The organism is Nocardioides terrae (assembly GCF_900112345.1).
Taxonomy (GTDB): domain Bacteria; phylum Actinomycetota; class Actinomycetes; order Propionibacteriales; family Nocardioidaceae; genus Nocardioides; species Nocardioides terrae.
This window is the reverse complement of the sequence record NZ_FOLB01000008.1, coordinates 122898-142715: the sequence shown is the minus strand read 5'-3', so window position 1 is coordinate 142715 and position 19818 is coordinate 122898. Positions and strand designations below refer to the sequence as shown.

At 71.3% G+C, this 19818-nt stretch carries 19 protein-coding genes; 10 read left to right on the top strand and 9 right to left on the bottom strand.

All coding sequences use genetic code 11. The features are described 5' to 3' along the window. Positions 1-45: 45 nt before the first annotated feature. Together BM236_RS12180 and BM236_RS12175 are read right to left on the bottom strand one after the other, a co-directional pair. The gene (locus tag BM236_RS12180) at positions 46-591 is read right to left on the bottom strand and encodes a manganese efflux pump MntP (RefSeq protein WP_091124117.1); all 546 of its coding nucleotides are present in this window, start codon (positions 589-591) and stop codon (positions 46-48) included. 87 nt (positions 592-678) lie between these two features. Then, positions 679-1404, bottom strand: a complete 726-nt coding sequence (locus tag BM236_RS12175) for an SDR family oxidoreductase (RefSeq protein ID WP_217645316.1) — start codon at positions 1402-1404, stop codon at positions 679-681. A gap of 171 nt (positions 1405-1575) precedes the next feature. On the opposite strand from BM236_RS12175, the gene BM236_RS12170 reads away from it, so the two are divergent. The 4 genes from BM236_RS12170 to BM236_RS12155 are packed head-to-tail and all read left to right on the top strand — an operon-like array spanning position 1576 to position 5683. Continuing rightward, on the top strand, positions 1576-2403 hold the full coding sequence (locus BM236_RS12170) for an IclR family transcriptional regulator (RefSeq protein ID WP_245750302.1): 828 nt from the start codon (positions 1576-1578) through the stop codon (positions 2401-2403). A 54-nt stretch (positions 2404-2457) separates the two neighbouring features. Continuing rightward, positions 2458-3741, top strand: a complete 1284-nt coding sequence (locus BM236_RS12165; protein WP_091124112.1) for a glucarate dehydratase family protein — start codon at positions 2458-2460, stop codon at positions 3739-3741. Continuing rightward, entirely contained in the window at positions 3738-4721 is a 984-nt protein-coding gene (locus BM236_RS12160; protein ID WP_217645315.1) for a 2-hydroxyacid dehydrogenase, read from the top strand. The genes BM236_RS12165 and BM236_RS12160 overlap by 4 nt, the downstream gene beginning before the upstream one ends. Then, positions 4721-5683 carry a 2-hydroxyacid dehydrogenase gene (locus BM236_RS12155; protein ID WP_091124111.1) on the top strand — a complete coding sequence of 321 codons (963 nt, stop codon included), beginning with the start codon at positions 4721-4723 and terminating at the stop codon, positions 5681-5683. The genes BM236_RS12160 and BM236_RS12155 overlap by 1 nt, the downstream gene beginning before the upstream one ends. Positions 5684-5691: 8 nt before the next feature. Here BM236_RS12155 and BM236_RS12150 read toward each other — a convergent pair whose 3' ends face one another. From BM236_RS12150 to BM236_RS12125, 6 genes are all read right to left on the bottom strand, one after another. Beyond that, positions 5692-6426 carry a sulfite exporter TauE/SafE family protein gene (locus tag BM236_RS12150; protein ID WP_217645314.1) on the bottom strand — a complete coding sequence of 245 codons (735 nt, stop codon included), beginning with the start codon at positions 6424-6426 and terminating at the stop codon, positions 5692-5694. After that, positions 6423-7436 (bottom strand): ABC transporter ATP-binding protein, encoded by a 1014-nt coding sequence (locus tag BM236_RS12145; RefSeq protein ID WP_091124109.1) that lies wholly within the window; start codon positions 7434-7436, stop codon positions 6423-6425. The genes BM236_RS12150 and BM236_RS12145 overlap by 4 nt, the downstream gene beginning before the upstream one ends. Further along, positions 7433-8452, bottom strand: a complete 1020-nt coding sequence (locus BM236_RS12140) for an ABC transporter ATP-binding protein (RefSeq protein ID WP_091124108.1) — start codon at positions 8450-8452, stop codon at positions 7433-7435. The genes BM236_RS12145 and BM236_RS12140 overlap by 4 nt, the downstream gene beginning before the upstream one ends. Beyond that, positions 8449-9438, bottom strand: a complete 990-nt coding sequence (locus BM236_RS12135) for an ABC transporter permease (RefSeq protein WP_091124106.1) — start codon at positions 9436-9438, stop codon at positions 8449-8451. Before BM236_RS12135 ends, BM236_RS12140 begins: the two co-directional genes overlap by 4 nt. 8 nt (positions 9439-9446) lie before the next feature. Beyond that, positions 9447-10376, bottom strand: a complete 930-nt coding sequence (locus BM236_RS12130) for an ABC transporter permease (protein ID WP_091124105.1) — start codon at positions 10374-10376, stop codon at positions 9447-9449. Between the two features lie 75 nt (positions 10377-10451). After that, positions 10452-12023 carry an ABC transporter substrate-binding protein gene (locus BM236_RS12125; protein WP_091124102.1) on the bottom strand — a complete coding sequence of 524 codons (1572 nt, stop codon included), beginning with the start codon at positions 12021-12023 and terminating at the stop codon, positions 10452-10454. A 259-nt stretch (positions 12024-12282) separates the two neighbouring features. On the opposite strand from BM236_RS12125, the gene kdgD reads away from it, so the two are divergent. From kdgD to BM236_RS12100, 5 genes are read left to right on the top strand one after another with little or no spacing between them, the layout of a single operon-like run. Then, entirely contained in the window at positions 12283-13197 is a 915-nt protein-coding gene (gene kdgD / locus BM236_RS12120; RefSeq protein WP_091124100.1) for a 5-dehydro-4-deoxyglucarate dehydratase, read from the top strand. 2 nt (positions 13198-13199) lie between these two features. Continuing rightward, positions 13200-14792: an aldehyde dehydrogenase (NADP(+)) gene (locus tag BM236_RS12115; RefSeq protein WP_091124098.1), complete on the top strand. Its 1593-nt coding sequence runs from the start codon at positions 13200-13202 to the stop codon at positions 14790-14792. Next, positions 14785-16155, top strand: a complete 1371-nt coding sequence (locus BM236_RS12110) for an enolase C-terminal domain-like protein (protein ID WP_245750301.1) — start codon at positions 14785-14787, stop codon at positions 16153-16155. The genes BM236_RS12115 and BM236_RS12110 overlap by 8 nt, the downstream gene beginning before the upstream one ends. Next, positions 16152-17102, top strand: a complete 951-nt coding sequence (locus tag BM236_RS12105) for a 2-hydroxyacid dehydrogenase (protein ID WP_091124096.1) — start codon at positions 16152-16154, stop codon at positions 17100-17102. The genes BM236_RS12110 and BM236_RS12105 overlap by 4 nt, the downstream gene beginning before the upstream one ends. Continuing rightward, on the top strand, positions 17099-17491 hold the full coding sequence (locus BM236_RS12100; RefSeq protein ID WP_091124093.1) for a universal stress protein: 393 nt from the start codon (positions 17099-17101) through the stop codon (positions 17489-17491). Before BM236_RS12105 ends, BM236_RS12100 begins: the two co-directional genes overlap by 4 nt. A 30-nt stretch (positions 17492-17521) precedes the next feature. On the opposite strand, the gene BM236_RS12095 is transcribed toward BM236_RS12100, so the two are convergent. Beyond that, a complete protein-coding gene (locus tag BM236_RS12095) occupies positions 17522-18088 on the bottom strand; it encodes a helix-turn-helix domain-containing protein (RefSeq protein WP_091124091.1) in 567 nt (188 codons plus the stop codon). Between the two features lie 66 nt (positions 18089-18154). Here BM236_RS12095 and BM236_RS12090 point away from each other — a divergent pair, with 66 nt between their 5' ends. Next, positions 18155-19759: a bifunctional NAD(P)/FAD-dependent oxidoreductase/class I SAM-dependent methyltransferase gene (locus tag BM236_RS12090; protein ID WP_091124089.1), complete on the top strand. Its 1605-nt coding sequence runs from the start codon at positions 18155-18157 to the stop codon at positions 19757-19759. The last annotated feature ends 59 nt before the right edge of the window (positions 19760-19818 follow it).

The window sequence follows — 19818 nt, the reverse complement described above, 5'->3', positions numbered from 1 at the left end:
ACGACAAGCATGCACCGGCCGGAGCGGCCGGCCGAGCGCGGGTGGCTAGAGCACTCCCACCGCGATCAGGACACCGAGCAGGACCAGGAGCCACCCGGCGACCTTGCCCGCCCGGTCGGCATGCTTGGCCAGCAGACCGCCGAGGGTCAGGCCCGCCATGGTGGCCGAGAACACGATCACGGCGATGGTGCTCACCAGGACGGGCAGGTTGATGCCGGACAGGCCGAGCGAGATCCCGACGGCGACCTCGTCGATCGAGACGGCCAGACCGGCAACGAGCAAGGCGCCCACCCCCACCGGGGTGGCGTGCTCCTCGTCGCCGGACGACGAGCGGACCAGGTAGAGGCCGAACACGGCGAGCAGGATGCCCCCGACGATCCGGGCCGCGTCCCCCAGCGCGTCCCCGACCACGCCGGCCAGCAGCACGCCGACCACCGGCATCCCGGCCTCGAACGCGGTCAACGTGCCGGCGATGACGAGACGACGGTGCATGGCGAGGCGCTCGCGCGCACCGATCCCGGCACACAGGGCGGCCGAGTCGGTGCCGAGCGGCGTGGCCAGCATGACGGATGCGGCGAAGCTAGCGGTCACGAGAGAGGTTCTCCTACTGGTCGACGAGGTCGGGACATGAAGAGGCGGCCGTCGCCGGCATGGCCGGCAGCGGGCTGCGTCGGAGCATCAGCCGCGGCCGACGTAGCGCTGGGCGACCGGGAGGAGGGTCGCCTCCAGGAGCGTGACGTCGGGCGGCAGCGCCGCCGTCAGCACCGCCAGCCGGGCCACGTGGTCGGTCGCCATCATCGGTTCCGGGCCCAGATCGCGACCGGCGACGGCCACGCCGTCGGCGCGGCGTTCGACGAGGGTGTTGCCCGGGTTCAGGCACGTCACTGCGATGCCGTCGTCACGACCGTCCAGGGCGAGCGCCTGGGTCAGCCCCCAGACCGCGTGCTTCGAGGTCGAGTACGCCGCCGAGTGCTCTCGCACCCGCGACCCAGCGATGCTGCCGATGGTGAGGATCCGGCCGCGGCCGTGCGGCCGCATGTGGCGGAACGCCTGACGCGAACACAGGAACGTCCCGGTGACGTTGACGTCCATCACCGTCTGCCAGTCCTCCAGGCTGAGGTCGTCCACGACACCGCCGGCGAACGCCCCCGCGCTGTTGACCAGCACATCGAGGCGCGCGCCGTCGGCGCAGGCGATCTCGAAGAGCCGTCGGACGTCGGCCTCGACCGTCACGTCGGTCGGCACCGCCCGGACGCCGCTGCCGATCTCCGCCGCGGCGGCCTCGAGCCGCTCGGCCGACCGGCCCGAGATGAGCACCTCCGCACCTTCGCGGGCGAAGGCGGTCGCGATCGCCCGTCCGATCCCGCTTCCCCCGCCGGTGATCACTGCGCGGAGTCCGTGCAAGGAACCGGCCGTGGCGGGCGCATCTACGGATGTGGACGGTGTCTGCATGATAGAACGATAGCAAAGACTTTTCCTTGAACACGATGCAGGGCGCGCATATACATATGTGAACGCGCTGCTGCATGCGAGGATATGCTGCCGCAACATCGCCTAACAGACAGGGAGCCCGCCGTGACGTCGTCGATCGACAACGACACCACCGAACCGCCGATCACCACAGGTGGCGTCCGTGAGGTGAAGTCGGCCGCGCGCACGGTGGAGATCCTGGAGTTCCTCGCCGCCCGGCAGAACAAGCCCGTCCGGCTGCGCGAGCTGAGCGAGGCCCTCGGCGTGCCCCGCAGCAGCCTGCACGCGCTCCTGCGCACGCTGGTGACCTACGGGTGGGTCCGCGCCGACTCCTCGGGGACCCTCTATGGGATCGGCATCCGCGCCCTGCTCGCGGGCACGACCTATCTCGACACCGACCCCTACCTGCCGCTCGTCACGCCGTTCCTCGATGAGCTGCGGGAGCAGACCGACGAGACCTTCCACCTCGGCCGCCTCGACGCCCAGGACGTCGTGTACCTCGCGACCCGGGAGTCCTCGCAGTACCTGCGCCCCTACAGCCGGGTGGGCCGTCGCCTGCCGGCCTACGCGACCTCGCTGGGGAAGGCCATCCTCGCCGCGCAGCCCACTGACGACTTCGAGCGGCACCTACCGGACACGCTGAGCCCGCTGACGCCGAACACGCTCACCGATCGGAAGGCCCTGCAGGCCGACATCGAGATCGTCCGCGAGCGCGGCTACGCGGTGGACAACGAGGAGAACACACTCGGTCTGCGCTGCTTCGCCGTCGCGCTCCCGTACGCCCATCCCGCCACCGACGCCATCAGCGCCTCGATCCCCGTCGCCCGGCTCTCCCCCGAGCGCGAACAGGAGATCGTGGCGATGCTCCGCAACGCCAGCGACCGGATCACACGCGTCGTCGCCCCGCTCGAGAGTCGTATCGCCTGGTCCTGACATCTTCATCAGTGGCTCTTGTCTACAGTCGTAGACGGGTGCCATGATGGGGACATGCCCGCCGACCACGCCGCCCATCCGATCACCGGTGTCCGGGTCACTCCGGTGGCCTTCCGAGACAAGCCGCTGCTCAACACCGTGGGCGCGCACGAGCCGTTCGCCCTGCGGAGCATCGTCGAGGTCGTCACCGCGGACGGGACCGCCGGGCTCGGGGAGTCCTACGGCGACCTCCCGCACCTGCGACGGCTCGAGCGTGCTGCCGAGCTGCTCGTCGGTGTCGACATCTTCGACCTCAACGCGATGATGCGCGCGGTCGTCGCCTCGCTCACCGCCGACGACGGCGTCGGTGGACACGGCATGGGCGGCATGGTCATGAACTCCTCCGCCGCCGACCGCGTGCTGTCACCCTTCGAGGTCGCGGCCCTCGACGTGCAGGGAAAGCTGATCGGCGTGCCCGTCAGCGAGCTGCTCGGAGGAGCGGTCCGCGACAGGGTCGACTACTCGGCCTACCTGTTCTACAAGTGGGCAGGCCACCCCGGCGAGGCCGAGGACGAGTGGGGCGCGGCGCTCGACCCTGCGGGCCTGGTCACGCAAGCGCGCCGCATCATCGACGACTACGGCTTCTCCGCGATCAAGCTCAAGGGCGGAGTGCGTCCGCCCGAGGAGGAGATCGAGGCGATCCGTGCGCTCCGCGCCGCCTTCCCCGACCACCCGCTGAGGCTCGACCCGAACACAGCCTGGACGGTGCCGACCTCGATCAAGGTCGGCACCGAGCTGGCCGACATCCTCGAGTACCTCGAGGACCCGACGAAGGGCATCGACCACATGGCCGCGGTGGCGCGAGAGGTGCCGATGCCGCTCGCCACGAACATGGCGGTGGTCTCCTTCGAGCACCTGCCGCCCGCAGTCGCCCAGGACGCCGTGCAGGTCGTCCTGTCCGACCACCACTTCTGGGGCGGCCTACGTCGCTCCCAGACCCTCGGCACCATCTGCGCGACGTGGGGCATGGGGCTGTCCATGCACTCCAACAGCCACCTGGGCATCAGCCTCGCAGCGATGACCCATCTCGCCGCTGCGACCCCGACCCTCGACTACGCCTGCGACACGCACTGGCCCTGGAAGGATCCCGAGGACGACGTCGTGGTGCCGGGCTCGCTGGTCTTCAGCGACGGCGCCGTGACCGTCCCGACAGCGCCGGGCCTCGGCATCGAGCTCGACCCGGACCGGCTGGCCCGCCTCCACGAGCAGTACCTGCACTGCGGGCTCCGGGAGCGTGACGACACCGGCTACATGCGCCGCTTCGAGCCTGACTTCGACCCGTCCGCGGAGCGCTGGTGACCCTCGTCGAGGTGCTCGTCACCGAGCCGATCATGGGCCGCTTCGCGGAAGTCCTGACGCGCGAGGGGTCCAGTCCTCACCACTGGACCTTCGCGTTCGGCGACGACCCCGCACTGAGCGCCGCGGCCAGCACCGCCGAGGTCCTGGTCTGCTCCTCCGCGCCGGCCGCCCTTCTCGGCTCGATGCCGCGGCTGCGGCTGGTGCACGTCACGGGCGCCGGCTTCGACAAGGTGGCCATGGATGCCCTGCCGCCCGGCGTCCAGGTCGCGAACACCTTCCACCACGGCCGCTCGATCGCCGAGCACGTCCTCATGGTGACGATGATGCTGCGCCGCCACGTGCTGCGCTCGGACCGCGAGATGCGCGCGGGCGTGTGGAGCAACGTCATCGTCGACTCCGGGCACCCGTTCGGCGGCGTCGTCGCCGGAAGCTCGCTCGGCGTGATCGGGCTGGGCGAGATCGGCGCGACGGTGGCGCGGACAGCGAGCGCTCTCGGCATGCGCGTGCGCGCCGTACGGCGCAACCCGGCCGCCGCCCCGCCGCCGGGCGTCACCCTGGACTGGGTCGGGGGCGAGGCGGACCTGCCCGAGCTGCTCGCGACCTCCGACGTGGTGGTGGTGACCGTGCCGCTGGACGAGTCGACCCGCGGCCTCATCGACGCGACCGCGCTGGCGCGGATGCGACCGGACGCGCTGCTGATCAACGTCAGCCGGGGCGCGGTCGTCGACGAGCAGGCCCTGCACGACGCGCTCACCCGCGGAACCATCGCAGGCGCCGGCCTCGACGTGTGGTGGCGCAACCCTCGCGACGCGGACCGCCCACCGCCCTCCACGCTGGACTTCTCCCACTTCGACAACGTCGTGCTCACGCCGCACCAGTCCGGGCACACCGAGGAGGTCTTCGCCGGCCGGGCGCGGGACATCACGGACAACGTCGACGCGCTGGCGTCCGGCCAGCCGCTGCGCAACGTGGTGCGCTGATGGGTGCCGACGTTCCCGCCGCGAGCGCCCGGGTGCTCCGGTCCGGCTGGTTCAAGCCCGACCTGGTCGCGCGGCTCGACCGCGACTACGGCGCTCTCGCGGTTCCCGATGACGAGCGCCGGGAGAGCTTCCTCGCCACGCACGCCGACGCCGAGGTCCTCGTCGTCTCCGGCCGGACCGGCGCGCCGGGCGACATGATGCGGGCGCTGCCGCGGCTGCGCGCCGTCATCAACCACGGGGTGGGCGTCGAGCGCACCGACCTCGCCCATGCGGCCGCGGCCGGCATCCAGGTGGCGAACACCCCTGACGTCCTCACCGACTGCGTCGCCGATGCTGCCGTCGCCATGCTCCTCGACGTCATGCGAGGGATCTCGGCAGCCGACCGGTTCGTACGCCGAGGCGCCTGGGCGTCGGGCGAGAGCTACCCGTTGACCCGCAAGGTGACCGGCGCCCGCGTCGGCATCCTCGGTCTCGGGCGGATCGGCCGAGCGATCGCACGCCGCCTCGAGGGGTTCGACGTGGCGCTCAGCTATCACAACCGGAGTGCCCGCGACGATGTGCCCTACCGCTACGCCGACTCCGTCGTCGAGCTGGCCCGCGAGGCCGACTTACTCGTGGTCGCGGCGACCGGTGGTGCCGGGACGAGCCGGCTCGTCGACCGCTCGGTGCTCGACGCCCTGGGACCGCACGGGTTCCTGGTCAACATCGCACGCGCCTCGGTCGTCGACGAGGAGCTGATGGTGGCCATGCTCGCCGACGGAAGGCTCGGCGGCGCCGCCCTCGACGTGTTCGAGCGGGAGCCGCAGGTCCCCGAGGGCCTGCTCGCCCTCGACAACGTCGTCCTGCTCCCCCACCTGGGCAGCGGCACGGTCGAGACCCGGGAGGCGATCGCTCGGTCGGTCCTGGCCAACCTCGAGGCGTTCCTGAGCACCGGTGCCGTGCTGACACCGGTGCGCTCGTAGCCGGCCGGTCAGGCCAGCCCGACCAGCTGCTGCCCGATCAGGATCAGCGCGCCGAAGCACGAGACACCGATGACGGTGCCGCGCAGGCGACGGGCGTCGAGCAGGTGGTTCACGTGGCGGGAGAGCCACAGGCCCAGCAGCGACACCGGCACCAGCGCGAGCGCCACCTCCCAGGAGCCGCGCGAGACCGACCCCGAGGACGTCAGCAGCGCCAGGGACAGGATCCCGCCGAACAGGCCGAAGCCGTTCATGGAGCCGCGCAGTCCGGGCCCGGACTTGCCCTGCCAGACCAGCGCCATCGGTGGCCCGCCGATCGACGTCGCCGTGCCGAGCAGGCCCGAGGCCGCGCCGGCGAGCACCAGCGTCGGTCGCACGGGCCGCGGCGCCCAGCCCAGGATGGTGAAGCCGGCGCCCAGGAGGACCACGGCGGCGAGCATCAGCGCCAGGGCGCGCTGCGGCAGGACGGCGACCATCGCCGCCCCGGCCACGCTGCCCGGGATGCGCCCCACGATCGCCCAGCCCGTGCCACGCAGGTCGAGGTGCCGGCGCTCGATGAGTGCGGTCGTCGACGTCACCAGCAGCGCGACGAACAACAGCGTGGCGGGGATCAGCGACGCGTCGACGAGCGCGACGACCGGCGCCGCCAGCATCCCCATGCCGAACCCGATGGAGGCCTGCAGTGCAGCGGCGAGCAGCACCGCGATCGCGATGACGACGAAGCCGGCCGGCGTCAGCCCACTCACGAGGCCGCTGCGGCGGCGGGCTGGAGCGGGTGGAAGCACTCGGCGGTGTGGCCCGGCGCGGCGTCGTCGTGCACCAGCGGCGGCGTCACGGTGGCGCACTCCTCGGTGGCGCGCCAGCAGCGGGTCCGGAACCGGCAGCCCGACGGCGGGTTGATCGGTGAGGGGATCTCGCCCTCGAGGATGATCTGCTCCCTCTTGCCGGCCCGGTCCAGCGAGGGGGCCGCCGACATCAGCGCGCTCGTGTAGGGGTGGAGCGGCTCGTCGAACGTCGGCTCCGTGGCGCCGCCCTCGACCACGCGACCGAGGTACATCACCGCGACCCGGTCGGCGACATGACGCACGACCGAGAGGTCGTGGGAGATGAAGAGGTAGGCGACTCCGAGCTCCTGCTGCAGGTCGTTGAGCAGGTTGAGCACCTGCGCCTGGACCGACAGGTCGAGCGCGGAGACCGGCTCGTCGCACACGATGAGGTCGGGGTTCAGCGCCAGTGCACGGGCGATGCCGAGCCGCTGGCGCTGGCCGCCGGAGAACTCCTGCGGATACTTCTCCGCGTCGCTCGGGCGCAGACCGACGAGGTGCAGGAGCTCGCGCACCCGCGCGGCGCGGTCCCGGGAGCTGGGGTACAAGGACCGGTGGGTGCGCCAGGGCTCGGAGATGATGGCGCCCGCCGACATCCGTGCGTTGAGCGAGGCGAACGGGTCCTGGAAGACCATCTGGACCCGTCGGCGGAAGTCGAGCAGGTCCTTGCCGCTGAGGGCGTGGGGGTCGACCCCGCCGAAGCTGATCGAGCCGGAGTCGGGCCGCTCGAGCATGAGCAGCGTGCGCGCCAGCGTCGACTTGCCGCAGCCGGACTCCCCCACCAGCCCGAGGGTCTCCCCGCGGTGCAGCTCGAGGGACACGCCGTCGAGCGCGCGGAGCGTCTTGGTCTTGCCGGCGTGCCGCACCGAGAAGGTCTTGGTGAGGTCCCGCACGGAGAGCAGTGGCTGGTGGGTGGTGGAGCCGTCGTTCATCGGGACACCTCTTCGGAGAAGTGGCAGGCAGCGGCGTGGTCCTCGGCGACCTCGCGCAGCGGTGGGCGGTCGGTCCGGCAGATGTCTCGCACCAGCGGGCAGCGGTCCTGGTAGACGCATGCCGACGGGATGGCGGAGAGCTCCGGCGGCGCACCACCGATCGACTTCAGGTCCGCACCACGCTCGGCGGCGACGGGCACCGACTCCAGCAGACCCTTGGTGTAGGGGTGCTTCGGCGTGCTGAAGACCGCGTCCACCGGTCCGGACTCGACCACGTTGCCGGCGTACATCACGACGACCCGGTCGGCCTGCTCGGCGACGAGGGCGAGGTCGTGGGTGATCAGGACGACGGCCATGTCCCGCTCCTCGCGGAGGTCCCGCAGCAGCTTCATGATCTGCGCCTGGACCGTGACGTCCAGCGCGGTCGTCGGCTCGTCGGCCAGCAGCACGGCCGGCGAGAGTGCCACCGCGATCGCGATCAGGAGTCGCTGCCGCATGCCGCCCGAGAACTGGTGCGGATAGGAGTCGACGCGACTCTCCGGCTCGGGGATGCCCACCCGCTCCATCAGGCGGATCGCCTCGGCGCGCGCCTCCTTGCGCGACAGGCCGCGGTGGATCCGGAACGGCTCGGCCAGCTGGGTGCCCACCGTGTAGACCGGGTTGAGCGCCGTCAGGGCGTCCTGGAAGACGATCGCGAGCTCGGGACCGGCGGCGGCCCGTCGCCGCTTGGGGGACATCCCGATCAGGTCCTCCCCGTCGAGCCGGATGGCGCCGTCGGCGATGTCGACCACCGGGTCGACCAGACCGACGATCGAGGTCGCGGTCAGCGACTTGCCACAGCCGGACTCGCCGAGGAGCGCGACGGTCTCGCCCCGGCGCGCGGTGAACGAGACGCTGTCGACGGCACGCACGGTGCCGAACGGCGTGCGGATGTCGACGCTGAGGTTCTCGACGTCGAGCGCCACGTCGCCGCGCGGTCGGGTGGCGCCGTCGAGATCGAGCGAGGTGGCGGTCACGAGACTTCTCCTTCAACGATCGGGGCCTGCCGGCGCCGACGGGCGGCGGCCTTGCGCGGCACCGTGAGACGCCAGCGCTGGGAGGGGTCGGTGGCGATCCGGACCCACGAGGCCAGGAGCGTCGAGCACACGGCGGTGACGACGATCGCGAGGCCCGGGAAGAACGAGAGCCACCACGCGGTCTGGAGGTACTGGCGACCCTGCGACACCATCAGGCCCCAGCTGACTCCCGGGGGCTGGATGCCGATGCCGAGGAAGCTCAGCGAGGACTCGGCCAGCATCACGTAGCAGAAGTCGAGGGTGGCGACGGTGAGCAGCGTGGGCAGCACGATCGGGAAGACGTGCCGGCGGATGATCGCCGTCGGCCGGGTGCCGAAGGTCCGCGCGGCGTCGACGAACGTGCGGCTCTGCAGCTCCGCCGACTCCGCGCGAGCGGTGCGCAGGTAGATCGGGATGCGGGTGATCGCCAGGACGACCACGATCATGCTGGCGCTCGGGGAGAACACGTAGAGCACGACCACCGCCATCAGCAGTGACGGGAAGCTCATGATGACGTCGGCGACCCGCATCGCGACGGTCTCTCGCCAGCCGCGGTGGTAGCCGGCCCACATGCCGATCAGTGAGCCGATCACGAGCGAGATGAGGACAGCGGGCACCGCGACGGCGAGCGTCGTACGGCCGCCCACCACCATCCGGGCGATCATGCTCCGCCCGAGCTTGTCGCTGCCCAGCACGTAGAGCCAGCCGTGGTCGAGCGAGAAGGGTGCGATCGCACCCCTGGCGAGGTCCTGGTCGTTGGACTTGTCCCCGAGGATCAGTGAGCCACCCACGGTGGACAGCACGATGAGGACGAGGACGACGAGGGCGACCGTCGCCATCCGGTCACGCAGCAGCAGGCGCCACATCGATAGGCGGCCGGACCGTGGAGGCGGGGTGGCGCCGGTCTCCGGCGCGACGCCGTCGGTCGGGTCGATCATGGTGGTCATGTCGTCTCCTAGGCCTTGACCGTCTCGCGGACGCGGGCGTCGAGCAAGGCGTAGCCGAGGTCGATGAGGATGTTGAGCACGAAGATGGAGAGCGCGGTCAGCAGGACGCAGGCCTGCAGCACGGCGAAGTCCCGCTGGAGGATCGAGTCGATCATCAGCTTGCCGATGCCGGGCCAGCCGAAGATCGTCTCGACGACGACGGCGCCGTTGATGAGGCCGACGGCAAGGTCACCGGCGACGGTGAGCGCCGGCGCCGCGGCGTTGCGCAACGCATGGTGGGTGACGAGCCGGACGTCGGTCGCGCCCTTGCTCCGCGCGAGCCGGACGTACGGCGCCGACAGCGCGGAGACCATGGCGCCGCGCACCACCTGGGTGAGCACACCGATCGGGCGGACGCAGAGCGTCACGACCGGGAGGACCCAGGAGAGCAGGCCGTTGTCGGTGCCCGAGGTCGGCAGCACCCCGAGGATCACGGCGAAGATCCAGACGCCCATGATCGCGAACCAGAAGTCCGGGACGCTGCCCGCGGTCATCGACAGCAGCGACGAGATCCGGTCGGCGAGCGAGTTGGGCCGGTAGGCCGCCCAGCTGCCGAGGACCACCGCGACCACGACCGAGATGAGCATGGTGGCGAAGGCGAGCTGGAGGGTGTTCGGGAAGGCGCGCAGGGCCATCGACGCGGCCGTCTGGCCGGTGCGCAGCGAGGTGCCGAAGTCCAGGTGAGGGATGCCCTGGAGGTAGTGCAGCAGCTGCTTCCACACCGGGTCGTCGAAGCCGTGGCTGGCGGCGAAGGCCCTCCGCTGTTCGGCCGTGGCCGACTCGGGCAGGTAGAGCGAGGTCGGGTCGCCCGTCAAGCGAGCCAGGACGAACACGCCGACCAGGACGAAGAGAAGCGGAAGCAGGCTGGTCAGCGAGCGCCGGCGTAGAAAGTAGAGCATGGCATCCTCAGGGTCGACAGGGTGCGGTGCAACGACTCGAGGGCGGCCGGCCCCGGGGGGCCGGCCGCCCCGATGTCACTTCTTCGGAGTCATCTCCGCGAGGTGCATCTCGTTCTCGGTGTTCACGTTGGGCTTGTAGTCGACGCCGCTCGCGATCGCCATCATCCCGGTCATGTGCGCGATGTAGGCGAACTGCCCGACGTGGGTCGGCTCGTACGCGAAGACCTTCTCGAAGGCCGCCTGGCGCGCGTCGCCCTCCTGCTTCTCGGCGGACTTGATCATCGCGTCGAGCTCCGGGGTGCCGAACGCGCTCTGGAACCCGTTGCTCAGCATGTACTGGTCGACGCTGAACGCCGCGTCACCGGCCTGGTTGCCGTGCTGGATCATCAGCAGGTACGGACCGGGGTTCTTCGGGAAGGGGCGCTGCTGCAGCTCGGTGGAGCCCTTGGTGTCCACCATCTCGATCTTGACGTTCAGGCCGATCTCGGTGAGCTCCTTCTGGATGACCTGGATGATCTCCTCGATCTTCGGGAACTGAGCGGAACGCCCGACGAGCCGGATCGGGGTCGACGTCGGAACGCCGTCGGCCTTGGCCTCGGCGATCAGCTGCTTGGCCTTGGCGACGTCGGTCGGCCACGGCTTCAGGGAGTCGTTGAAGCCGGTGATGCCTTCCGGGATGAGCTGCTCGGCGATGGTCGTGTCGCTGTTGAACAGCGACTTCACCAGGCCCTCGCGGTCGATGGCGTAGTTGATGGCCTGGCGCACCCGCATGTCGTTCAGCGGCGGGATGTAGCCCTGGATCCGGAGCGCGGCCGTCTGGTCGTCGGGGAACTGGACCTCGAGGTCGCCGGCGCCGTCGTCGGGACCGATCTGGGTCGCGAGGTCGGCCTCGCCCTCCTTCACCATCGCGGCGCGGACACTACCCTCCGAGCGCCACACGTAGGTGGCCGTCTTGTAGGCCGGCTGGTCGCCCCAGTACTTCGGGTTGGCGGCGAGGGTCAGCTTCTGTCCGGCATCCCACTTCTTGATCTCGTAGGGGCCCGTGCCGATCGGCTCGCGCACCTTCTCGGTGGTGCTCATCTCGCTGGGCACCATCTCGACGAACGAGAGGCGCAGCGGGAGGATCGGGTCCGGCTCGGCCGTCGATACGGTCAGGGTGGTCGCATCGACCGCCTTGACCTGGACCTTCTCGTCGCCGAACACGTAGCCGGCGACGAAGCAGCCGAGCTCGGTGTTGTTCACCGTCCGGTCGATCGAGAACGCGGCGTCCTCGGCGTCGAAGGCCGATCCGTCACTGAACTTCACCCCGCTGCGCAGGGTGTAGGTGTAGGTCGTCGGAGTCGTCTTCTTCCACTCCGTCGCCAGCAGCGGGTGCAGCTCACCGGTCGCGAGGTCGAGCTCGGTCAGCGGCTCGGTGATGTTCGAGCGCTCCACGACGCCGTCGCCCGTGTTCGACGAGTCGCACGGCTCCAGCGACGGCGGCTCCTCGGGAAGCACGATCCGGACGGTGTCGCCAAAGTCCGACGACGTGCTGCTGGAGCTGACGCCGCACGCGGAGCCAGTGAGGGCCAGCCCGACAGCCAGCAGGCCGAATGCGACGGAGCGCGGCCGGTTCCTGGCCGACTCGAGGTTGGGAGCAGCTGACATGACTTCCTCCGTGCTAGGCGAGCTCGCGGTGCGAGCTCGAGGGGTTGGACGGCGGTGGGACGAGTGCCGGCGCCCTGCGACGACAGGTCTTGAGACCGGAGTCACAGTTCGTGTCGCCGACAATACACATATGCAGACGGTGTTCCAATAGGTAGCCGCAATCTGTTAACGTGAAAGGCGTCCGCCCCGCCGAGCCATGTCTCAGGCGGCACCGCCGCTGCAACGTCGCCCTCGATGACGCACCCTTCTGGAGACCTTCATGACCCACTACTCCCCGGACGAGCTCCGGGCCGCACTCGGCTCCGGCCTGGTGTCCTTCCCCGTCACGCACGCGACCGCCGACTACGGCCTCGATGAGCGTGGGTACCGCGAGCACCTGCAGTACCTCGGGCAGTACGACGTCGCGGGACTCTTCGCGCCGGGCGGGACCGGTGAGTTCTTCTCGCTCACCCACGACGAGGTCTCGCGGGTGCTGCGGGCGACGGTCGAGGAGACGGCGGGGAAGATCCCGGTGATGGGCTCGGCCGGGTACGGGACGGCCACGGCGGTCGAGATGGCCCGCCAGGCCGAGGCCGACGGCGCGGACGGGATCCTGCTCCTTCCGCCCTACCTCACCGAGGTCACCAGCGAGGGGCTCTATGAGCATGTCGCGCGGGTCTGTGCGGCGACCTCGGTCGGCGTCGTCATCTACCACCGGGCCAACGGCCGCTACAACGCCGACATCGTGGGCCGCCTCGTCGACGAGTTCCCGAACTTCATCGGCTTCAAGGACGGCATCTGCGACATCGACCTGATGGCGACGCTCTACGCCCAGCACGCCGACCGCCTGGTCTTCATCGGCGGTCTCCCCACCGCGGAGACCTACGCGCTGCCCTACATCGAGCTCGGCGCCACCACCTACTCCTCGGCGATCTTCAACTTCGCGCCGGAGTGGGCGCTCGACTTCTACGCCGCTGCCCGCGCGCAGGACCGGGTCGCCGTCTACGACCGGGTCCGTGACTTCCTCGTCCCCTACATCGCGATCCGCGACCGACAGCCCGGCTACGGCGTCTCGATCGTCAAGGCCGGCCTGACCGCGGCCGGTCGACCTGCGGGCCCGGTCCGGCCCCCGCTGAGCGACCTCACCGAGACCGAGCTCGCCGAGCTCACCGACATCGTCAAGAAGGTGATCTGAGGATGACTGCCACCGCTCTGACCGGCGCCATGTTCCTGGGCTCCAAGCGCGTCGCCGGTGACGGCACCGAGGTCCGGGCGATCGATCCCCGCACCGGCGAGCAGCTCGAGCCGACGTACCGGCAGGGCGACGCCTCACACGTGGAGTACGCCGCGCGGCTGGCCGCGGAGGCGTTCGGCGTCTACCGCGAGACGACCCCGGAGCAGCGGGCGTCCTTCCTGGACCGGATCGCCGACAACATCGACGCCCTGGGCGACACGCTCGTCGACCGGGTCGTGCGCGAGACGGGCATCGTCGAGCCGCGCGTCCGTGGCGAGATGGCACGTACGACGAACCAGCTTCGCCTGTTCGCCCGCGTGGTCCGGGAGGGCAGCTGGGCGGGGGCGCGGATCGACCCGGCGCTGCCCGACCGGATGCCGCTCCCCCGGCCCGACCTGAGGCAGCGCAAGGTGCCGCTCGGCCCCGTCGTCGTCTTCGGCGCCAGCAACTTCCCGCTCGCCTTCTCCGTGGCGGGCGGTGACACCGCCGCCGCGCTGGCCGCCGGCTGCCCCGTCATCGTCAAGGCTCACAACGCCCATCCCGGCGTGTCCGAGCTGGTCGCGGGTGCGATCGCCGACGCGGTCGCCACGAGCGGGCTGCCCGAGGGCGTCTTCTCGATGATCTTCGGGAGCGGCAGCGGGGTCGGCATCGGACTGGTCAGCGACCCGCGCGTGAAGGCGGTCGGCTTCACCGGCTCCCGGCAGGCCGGGCTCTCCCTGATGGCGGCTGCGGCGAGCCGTCCGGTGCCGATCCCCGTCTATGCGGAGATGTCGAGCATCAACCCCGTCTTCCTCATGCCCGGCGCGCTCGCCGCGGACGCCGAGGGGCTCGCTGCGGCGTACGTCGCCTCGCTGACCGTCGGGGTGGGGCAGCTGTGCACCAACCCGGGTCTGGTCTTCGCCGTCGACGGGCCCGACCTGGACCGGTTCCTCGAGGCGGCCGGAGCGGCCGTCACGCAGAGCCCCGCCCTGCCGATGCTCAACCCCGGCATCCAGCGCTCCTACACCGAGGGCGTGGCCCGCCTGCAGGACCTCCCGACGGTCACCGAGGTGGGCGCCGGCGGCGTCGATGAGGCCATCGCGGCCCCAGGCCAGGCCCACGTGTTCGCCACCTCCGTGACCGACTTCTCCGCCGAGCCGGCGATGCGCGAGGAGGTGTTCGGGTCCTCCTCCCTCGTGGTGCGACTGGGCGACGCTGGCGACTTCGCCGCCGCTGCCGGCGACCTCGAGGGCCAGCTCACGGCCACGGTGCACGCCGCACCGAGCGACTACGCCGCTGCCGCCGGGCTCGTCCCCGCCCTCGAGGACAAGGTCGGCCGGATCATCTTCAACGGCTGGCCCACCGGGGTCGAGGTCTCCCACGCGATGGTGCACGGCGGCCCGTTCCCGGCCACGTCCGACGGCCGCAGCACCTCCGTCGGGACGTTGGCGATCGAGCGCTTCCTGCGCCCGGTGGCCTACCAGGACCTGCCGGCCGAGCTCCTGCCGCCGGTGCTCGCCGCGGGCAACCCGCTCGGCGCCTGGCGCCTCGTCGACGGCGAGCTCACCCGTGGGTGAGAGAGGCCCTGTCGTCACCGGCCTGCGGGTGGTTCCCGTGGCCGGTCACGACAGCATGCTGCTCAACCTCAGCGGCGCTCACGGTCCCTTCTTCACCCGCAACGTCGTGCTCCTCACGGACTCCGACGGCCGCACCGGCGTCGGGGAGGTGCCCGGCGGCGAGGCGATCCGGCGCACGCTCGAGGAGTCGGCGGCACTCGTCGTCGGCGCCCGCGTGGCGACGTACCGCACGCTGCTGCGCACGGTCTCCACGGCCTTTGCCGGCCGCGACGCCCAGGGCAGGGGGCTGCAGACCTTCGACCTGCGCACCACCGTCCACGTGGTCACCGCCCTCGAGTCCGCCCTCCTCGACCTGCACGGGCAGCACCTCGGCGTCCCGGTCGCCGAGCTGCTCGGCGAGGGGCAGCAGCGGGACAAGGTCCGCGCTCTCGGCTACCTGTTCTTCATCGGCGATCGCACCCTCACCGACCTGCCCTACCGCAGCGAGCCCGACGGGGCCGACGCGTGGTCGACCCTGCGTCACCAGGAGGCGCTCACCCCGAAGGCCGTGGTCGCGCTGGCCGAGGCCGCCCAGGAGCGCTACGGGTTCTCCGACTTCAAGCTCAAGGGTGGAGTCCTGCCCGGCGAGGAGGAGGTCGCCACGGTGACGGCTCTCGCCGAGCGCTTCCCCGAGGCGCGCGTGACCCTCGACCCGAACGGTGGCTGGTTGCTCGCCGACGCCATCCGTCACGGGCATGCGCTTCGCGACGTGGTCGCTTACGCGGAGGACCCCTGCGGCGCCGAGAACGGCTACTCAGGTCGCGAGGTGATGGCCGAGTTCAAGCGAGCCACCGGCCTGACGACCGCGACGAACATGATCGCGACCGACTGGCGCGAGCTGGGGCACGCGGTCCGGACCAACGCCGTCGACATCCCGCTCGCCGACCCGCACTTCTGGACGATGGCGGGCTCGGTGCGGGTCGCCCAGCTGTGCGACGCCTGGGGGCTGACCTGGGGATCGCACTCGAACAACCACTTCGACGTCTCCCTGGCGATGTTCACCCACGTCGCCGCCGCGGCGCCGGGCGAGGTAGCACCGATCGACACCCATTGGATCTGGCAGGACGGGCAGCGCATCACGCGCGAGCCGCTCACCATCGCCGACGGGTGTCTCACCGTGCCCACGGCTCCCGGCCTGGGGGTGGAGATCGACGAGGAGCGGCTGCAGGCCGCCCACGAGCTCTACCTCGCCGAGGGGCTGGGCGCCCGGGACGACTCCGTGGCCATGCAGTTCCTCGTTCCCGGCTGGTCCTTCGACCCCAAGCAACCGGCGCTCGTCCGGCCCGGCAATCCCTACCACCGTCCCACGGGAGGACACTCATGACGCATGTTCTGCAGGTGGGCCAGCTCAAGCCCTCGCTCGCCGAGACGCTCCGGGCCGAGTACGACGCACTGGTGCTGCCGCAGGACGGCGACACGTCGTCGTTCCTGGCCGAGCACGCGGCGTCGATCGGCGTCGCCGTCACGTCCGGACGCGTCGGGGTCGGAACCGAGCTGATGCGAGCACTGCCGTCGCTGCAGGCGGTCATCAACTTCGGCGTGGGCTACGACACGACCGACGTCGCTCAGGCGCGCGAGCGTGGGATCACGGTGTCGAACACACCCGACGTGCTCACCGACTGCGTCGCCGACACCGCGCTCGGGCTGGCCATCGACGTGCTGCGCCGGATCAGCGCCGCCGACCGCTTCGTCCGTCGTGGCGCCTGGCCGTCGGAGGGCAACTACCCGCTCACCCACCGGGTGTCCGGGAAGCGCGTCGGAATCCTGGGGCTCGGACGGATCGGCAGCGCGATCGCCACTCGGTTCGAGGCCTTCGGCTGCCCCGTCAGCTACCACCAGCGCACCCAGATGGCCGACTCCGGCTACCGCTACCTGCCGTCCCCGCAAGAGCTGGCCGCGGCGGTGGACATCCTCGTCGTCGCGACGGCCGGCGGCTCCGGCACCCGTGGGTTGGTGAGCCGGGACGTGCTCGAGGCGCTCGGGTCCGACGGCTACCTCGTGAACATCGCGCGCGGCTCCGTCGTCGACCAGCCTGCCCTCGTCGACCTGCTCGTCAGCGGCCGGTTGGCCGGTGCCGGGCTCGACGTCTTCGCCGACGAGCCGAAGGTGCCGGAGGAGCTGCTCGGCCTCGACAACGTGGTCCTCCTCCCCCACGTCGGGAGCGGCACCGTCGAGACACGCGCCGCCATGGAGCGGCTCACCTTGGACAACCTCGCCGCATTCCTCGCCGACGGACGCGTCCTCACCCCCGTGCCGGAGGTCGTGTCATGACCGTCTGCGTCGGCTACGTCCGGACCGGTGAGGGGCGCGCGGCACTCGGGTTCGCTATCCGCGAGTGCACCGTCCGATCCGACCAGCTCCTGGTGGTCGTGACCGAGGAGGTGGCCGCGACCGCGGAGTTCGCCGCCGACCTGGCGCTCGCGGAGGCCTCGCTCCGCCAACGGGGCGTCGAGGTCCGCACGGTCGGCTCCGACAACAACGCGGCGTCGGAGCTGATCGACCTCTCCTACGAGGACACGACCGACCTGCTCGTCATCGGTCTCCGGCGGCGGTCCCCCGCCGGGAAGCTCGTGATGGGGTCGACCTCCCAGCAGGTGCTGCTCGCCGCCGGCTGCCCCGTCACTGCCGTGAAGGCACCGGTCCAGCCGGCCCGGACCTGACCCGGGCGGAGGACTTCCGCCGACGGCGGGTCACTCCTTGCCGCGATGGACGTGCGCGAGCTGACCGTCGCGGTCGAAGATCATCAACAGCTCGGCCGGTCCGTCGACCGCCGCGAACGCGTGGGGGGTCATGGTGGCGAACTCGGCCGCCTCCCCCGCCTCCACCATGATCTCGCGGTCACCGAGCAGGAGCCGGATCCGGCCGCTGAGGACGAACAGCCAGTCGTGGCCCGGGTGGACGCGCTGCCGCGGCATCGACGCCGTCGGCTCGACCAGCACCTTCACCGCGACCGTGCTGCTCTCGGGCCGGCTCAGCGTCCAGGTCGTGCGGCCTTCGACCCGGCTCGCCGTCGGACGGATGACCACGTCGTCATCGCCGCTCACGTCGAGCAGGGCGTCCAGGCCGACCTGGAGCCCGGTGGCGAGCGGCAGGAGCACGTCGAGGCTGATCGTCCGCTTGCCCGTCTCGACGCGGCTGATCGTCGAGGGGCTGAGGTTCGTGCGGGCGGCGAGGTCGTCGAGGGACAGGCCTAGCGTGGTGCGCAGGCTCCGCAGTCGGGTGCGCACGATGTGCTCGATATCGGCGAGCTCGGTCATCGATCCTCCTTGCGAATGTTGCAAGGAGTCTGGCATATAACGCCAGATGCTCCTACCGTCGATGCCATGAGCCATCACCACCCGTCCCCCACGCACCCCACAGCCGCTGCGACTCCTGCCGTCGTCCGTCACTGCGACGTCGCCGTCGTCGGAGGATCGTCGGCCGGTCTCGCTGCCGCTCTGCAGGTCGGCCGTCAGCGTCGGTCGGTGATCGTGGTCGACTCCGGCGAGCCGCGCAACGCCCCGGCCGCTCGCATGCACAGCTTCCTGGGCCGTGACGGCACCGACCCGGCGGACCTGCTCGTCGCGGGCCGGACGGAGGTGCGCAGCTACGGCGGCGAGGTGCTGTCCGGCCGGGCCGTGCGGGTGGCCCGGGACGGCGGGCGCTTCGTTGTCGAGCTCGCCACCGGGGACAGCGTGGTCGCCCGGCGCATCGTCGTCGCGACCGGCTTGGTGGACGAGCTGCCGCACGTCGAGGGGCTGGCCGAGCACTGGGGTCGCTCGGTGATCCACTGCCCGTTCTGCCACGGCTACGAGGTGCGCGACCAGCGGCTGGTCCATCTCGTCACCCATCCCATGGGGTTCCACGTCGTGCCTCTGCTCCGCCAGCTGACGAGCCGCCTGGTCGTGCTGGTCGCCGACGGCGTCGCGGTCGACGAGACCGAGGTGGGGACCCTGACGGCCGCCGGTGTCGACGTACGGGTCGGCGCCACCGCGCGGCGGGTTCTGAGCGACGAGGACCGGCTGACCGGGGTCGAGCTGGCCGACGGCACGCGGATCGAGGCCGATGCGATGCTCGTGGGGCCGCGGTTCCGCCCACGGGCGGAGCCGTTCGCCGAGCTCGGACTCCGTCCCACCCCGCACGCCAGCGGGCTGGGCGACGTCGTGGAGGTCGATCCGATGGGTGCCACTGCCGTCGAGGGGGTCTTCGCGGCCGGCAACATCACCGACCCGAGCATGCAGGTGCTGCCCGCCGCCGCGCACGGCAGCCGTGTCGGTGGCGCCGTGGCCATGAGTCTCGCCGGGGAGGACGTCCGGGCCGCCGCTCGGCCGTCCGGCTCGGTCGCTGACTGGGACCACCGCTACTCCGGCGACCCGGTGTGGAGCGGCAACCCGAACGGCTCGCTGGTCGCGGAGGTGGCCGGCCTGACCCCCGGCCGGGCGCTCGACGTCGGCGCCGGCGAGGGCGGTGATGCGATCTGGCTGGCCGAGCAGGGCTGGACGGTGACCGCGAGCGACATCTCCTCGCGCGCGCTGGACAGGATCCGGGCCGAGGCCGAGCGCCGCGACCTGGACGTCACGTGCGAGCTCGCCGACGCCAACGCGTGGGAACCGTTCACCCCGGGCGGGTTCGACCTCGTCTCGGCGGCGTACGCGTCGATCCCCCGCACACCCGACCTGCGCGGCGTCCACACCATCCTCGACGCGGTCGCCCCCGGGGGGACGCTCATCGTCCTCAGCCACGACCTCGAGGCGATGCGCCACCCGCAGCACCAGCACCGTCCGTTCGACCCCGAGGCCTACGTCCACGTCGACGACTTCGCCGCCGTGCTCGGATCCGCCCCCGGTTGGACCGTGGAGGTCGACGATCGGCGGGCCCGGCCCGCCGGCTCGGCCAGCGCCGCGCATCACGCCGAGGACCGCGTGCTGCGCGCCCGTCGAGCTGGGTGAGCCGTCGGGGTGAGCGGTGGGGGTGAGCCGTCGGGCTGAGCCATCGGCTGGACCGCCCG

Excerpts from the sequence above, each read along its gene's own strand:
- BM236_RS12165 (WP_091124112.1), top strand. The coding sequence starts at position 2,458 with ATGCCCGCCGACCACGCCGCCCATCCGATCACCGGTGTCCGGGTCACT.
- BM236_RS12155 (WP_091124111.1), top strand. The coding sequence starts at position 4,721 with ATGGGTGCCGACGTTCCCGCCGCGAGCGCCCGGGTGCTCCGGTCCGGC.
- BM236_RS12145 (WP_091124109.1), bottom strand. The coding sequence starts at position 7,436 with ATGAACGACGGCTCCACCACCCACCAGCCACTGCTCTCCGTGCGGGAC.
- BM236_RS12135 (WP_091124106.1), bottom strand. The coding sequence starts at position 9,438 with ATGACCACCATGATCGACCCGACCGACGGCGTCGCGCCGGAGACCGGC.
- BM236_RS12130 (WP_091124105.1), bottom strand. The coding sequence starts at position 10,376 with ATGCTCTACTTTCTACGCCGGCGCTCGCTGACCAGCCTGCTTCCGCTT.
- BM236_RS12125 (WP_091124102.1), bottom strand. The coding sequence starts at position 12,023 with ATGTCAGCTGCTCCCAACCTCGAGTCGGCCAGGAACCGGCCGCGCTCC.
- kdgD (WP_091124100.1), top strand. The coding sequence starts at position 12,283 with ATGACCCACTACTCCCCGGACGAGCTCCGGGCCGCACTCGGCTCCGGC.
- BM236_RS12115 (WP_091124098.1), top strand. The coding sequence starts at position 13,200 with ATGACTGCCACCGCTCTGACCGGCGCCATGTTCCTGGGCTCCAAGCGC.
- BM236_RS12105 (WP_091124096.1), top strand. The coding sequence starts at position 16,152 with ATGACGCATGTTCTGCAGGTGGGCCAGCTCAAGCCCTCGCTCGCCGAG.
- BM236_RS12100 (WP_091124093.1), top strand. The coding sequence starts at position 17,099 with ATGACCGTCTGCGTCGGCTACGTCCGGACCGGTGAGGGGCGCGCGGCA.
- BM236_RS12095 (WP_091124091.1), bottom strand. The coding sequence starts at position 18,088 with ATGACCGAGCTCGCCGATATCGAGCACATCGTGCGCACCCGACTGCGG.
- BM236_RS12090 (WP_091124089.1), top strand. The coding sequence starts at position 18,155 with ATGAGCCATCACCACCCGTCCCCCACGCACCCCACAGCCGCTGCGACT.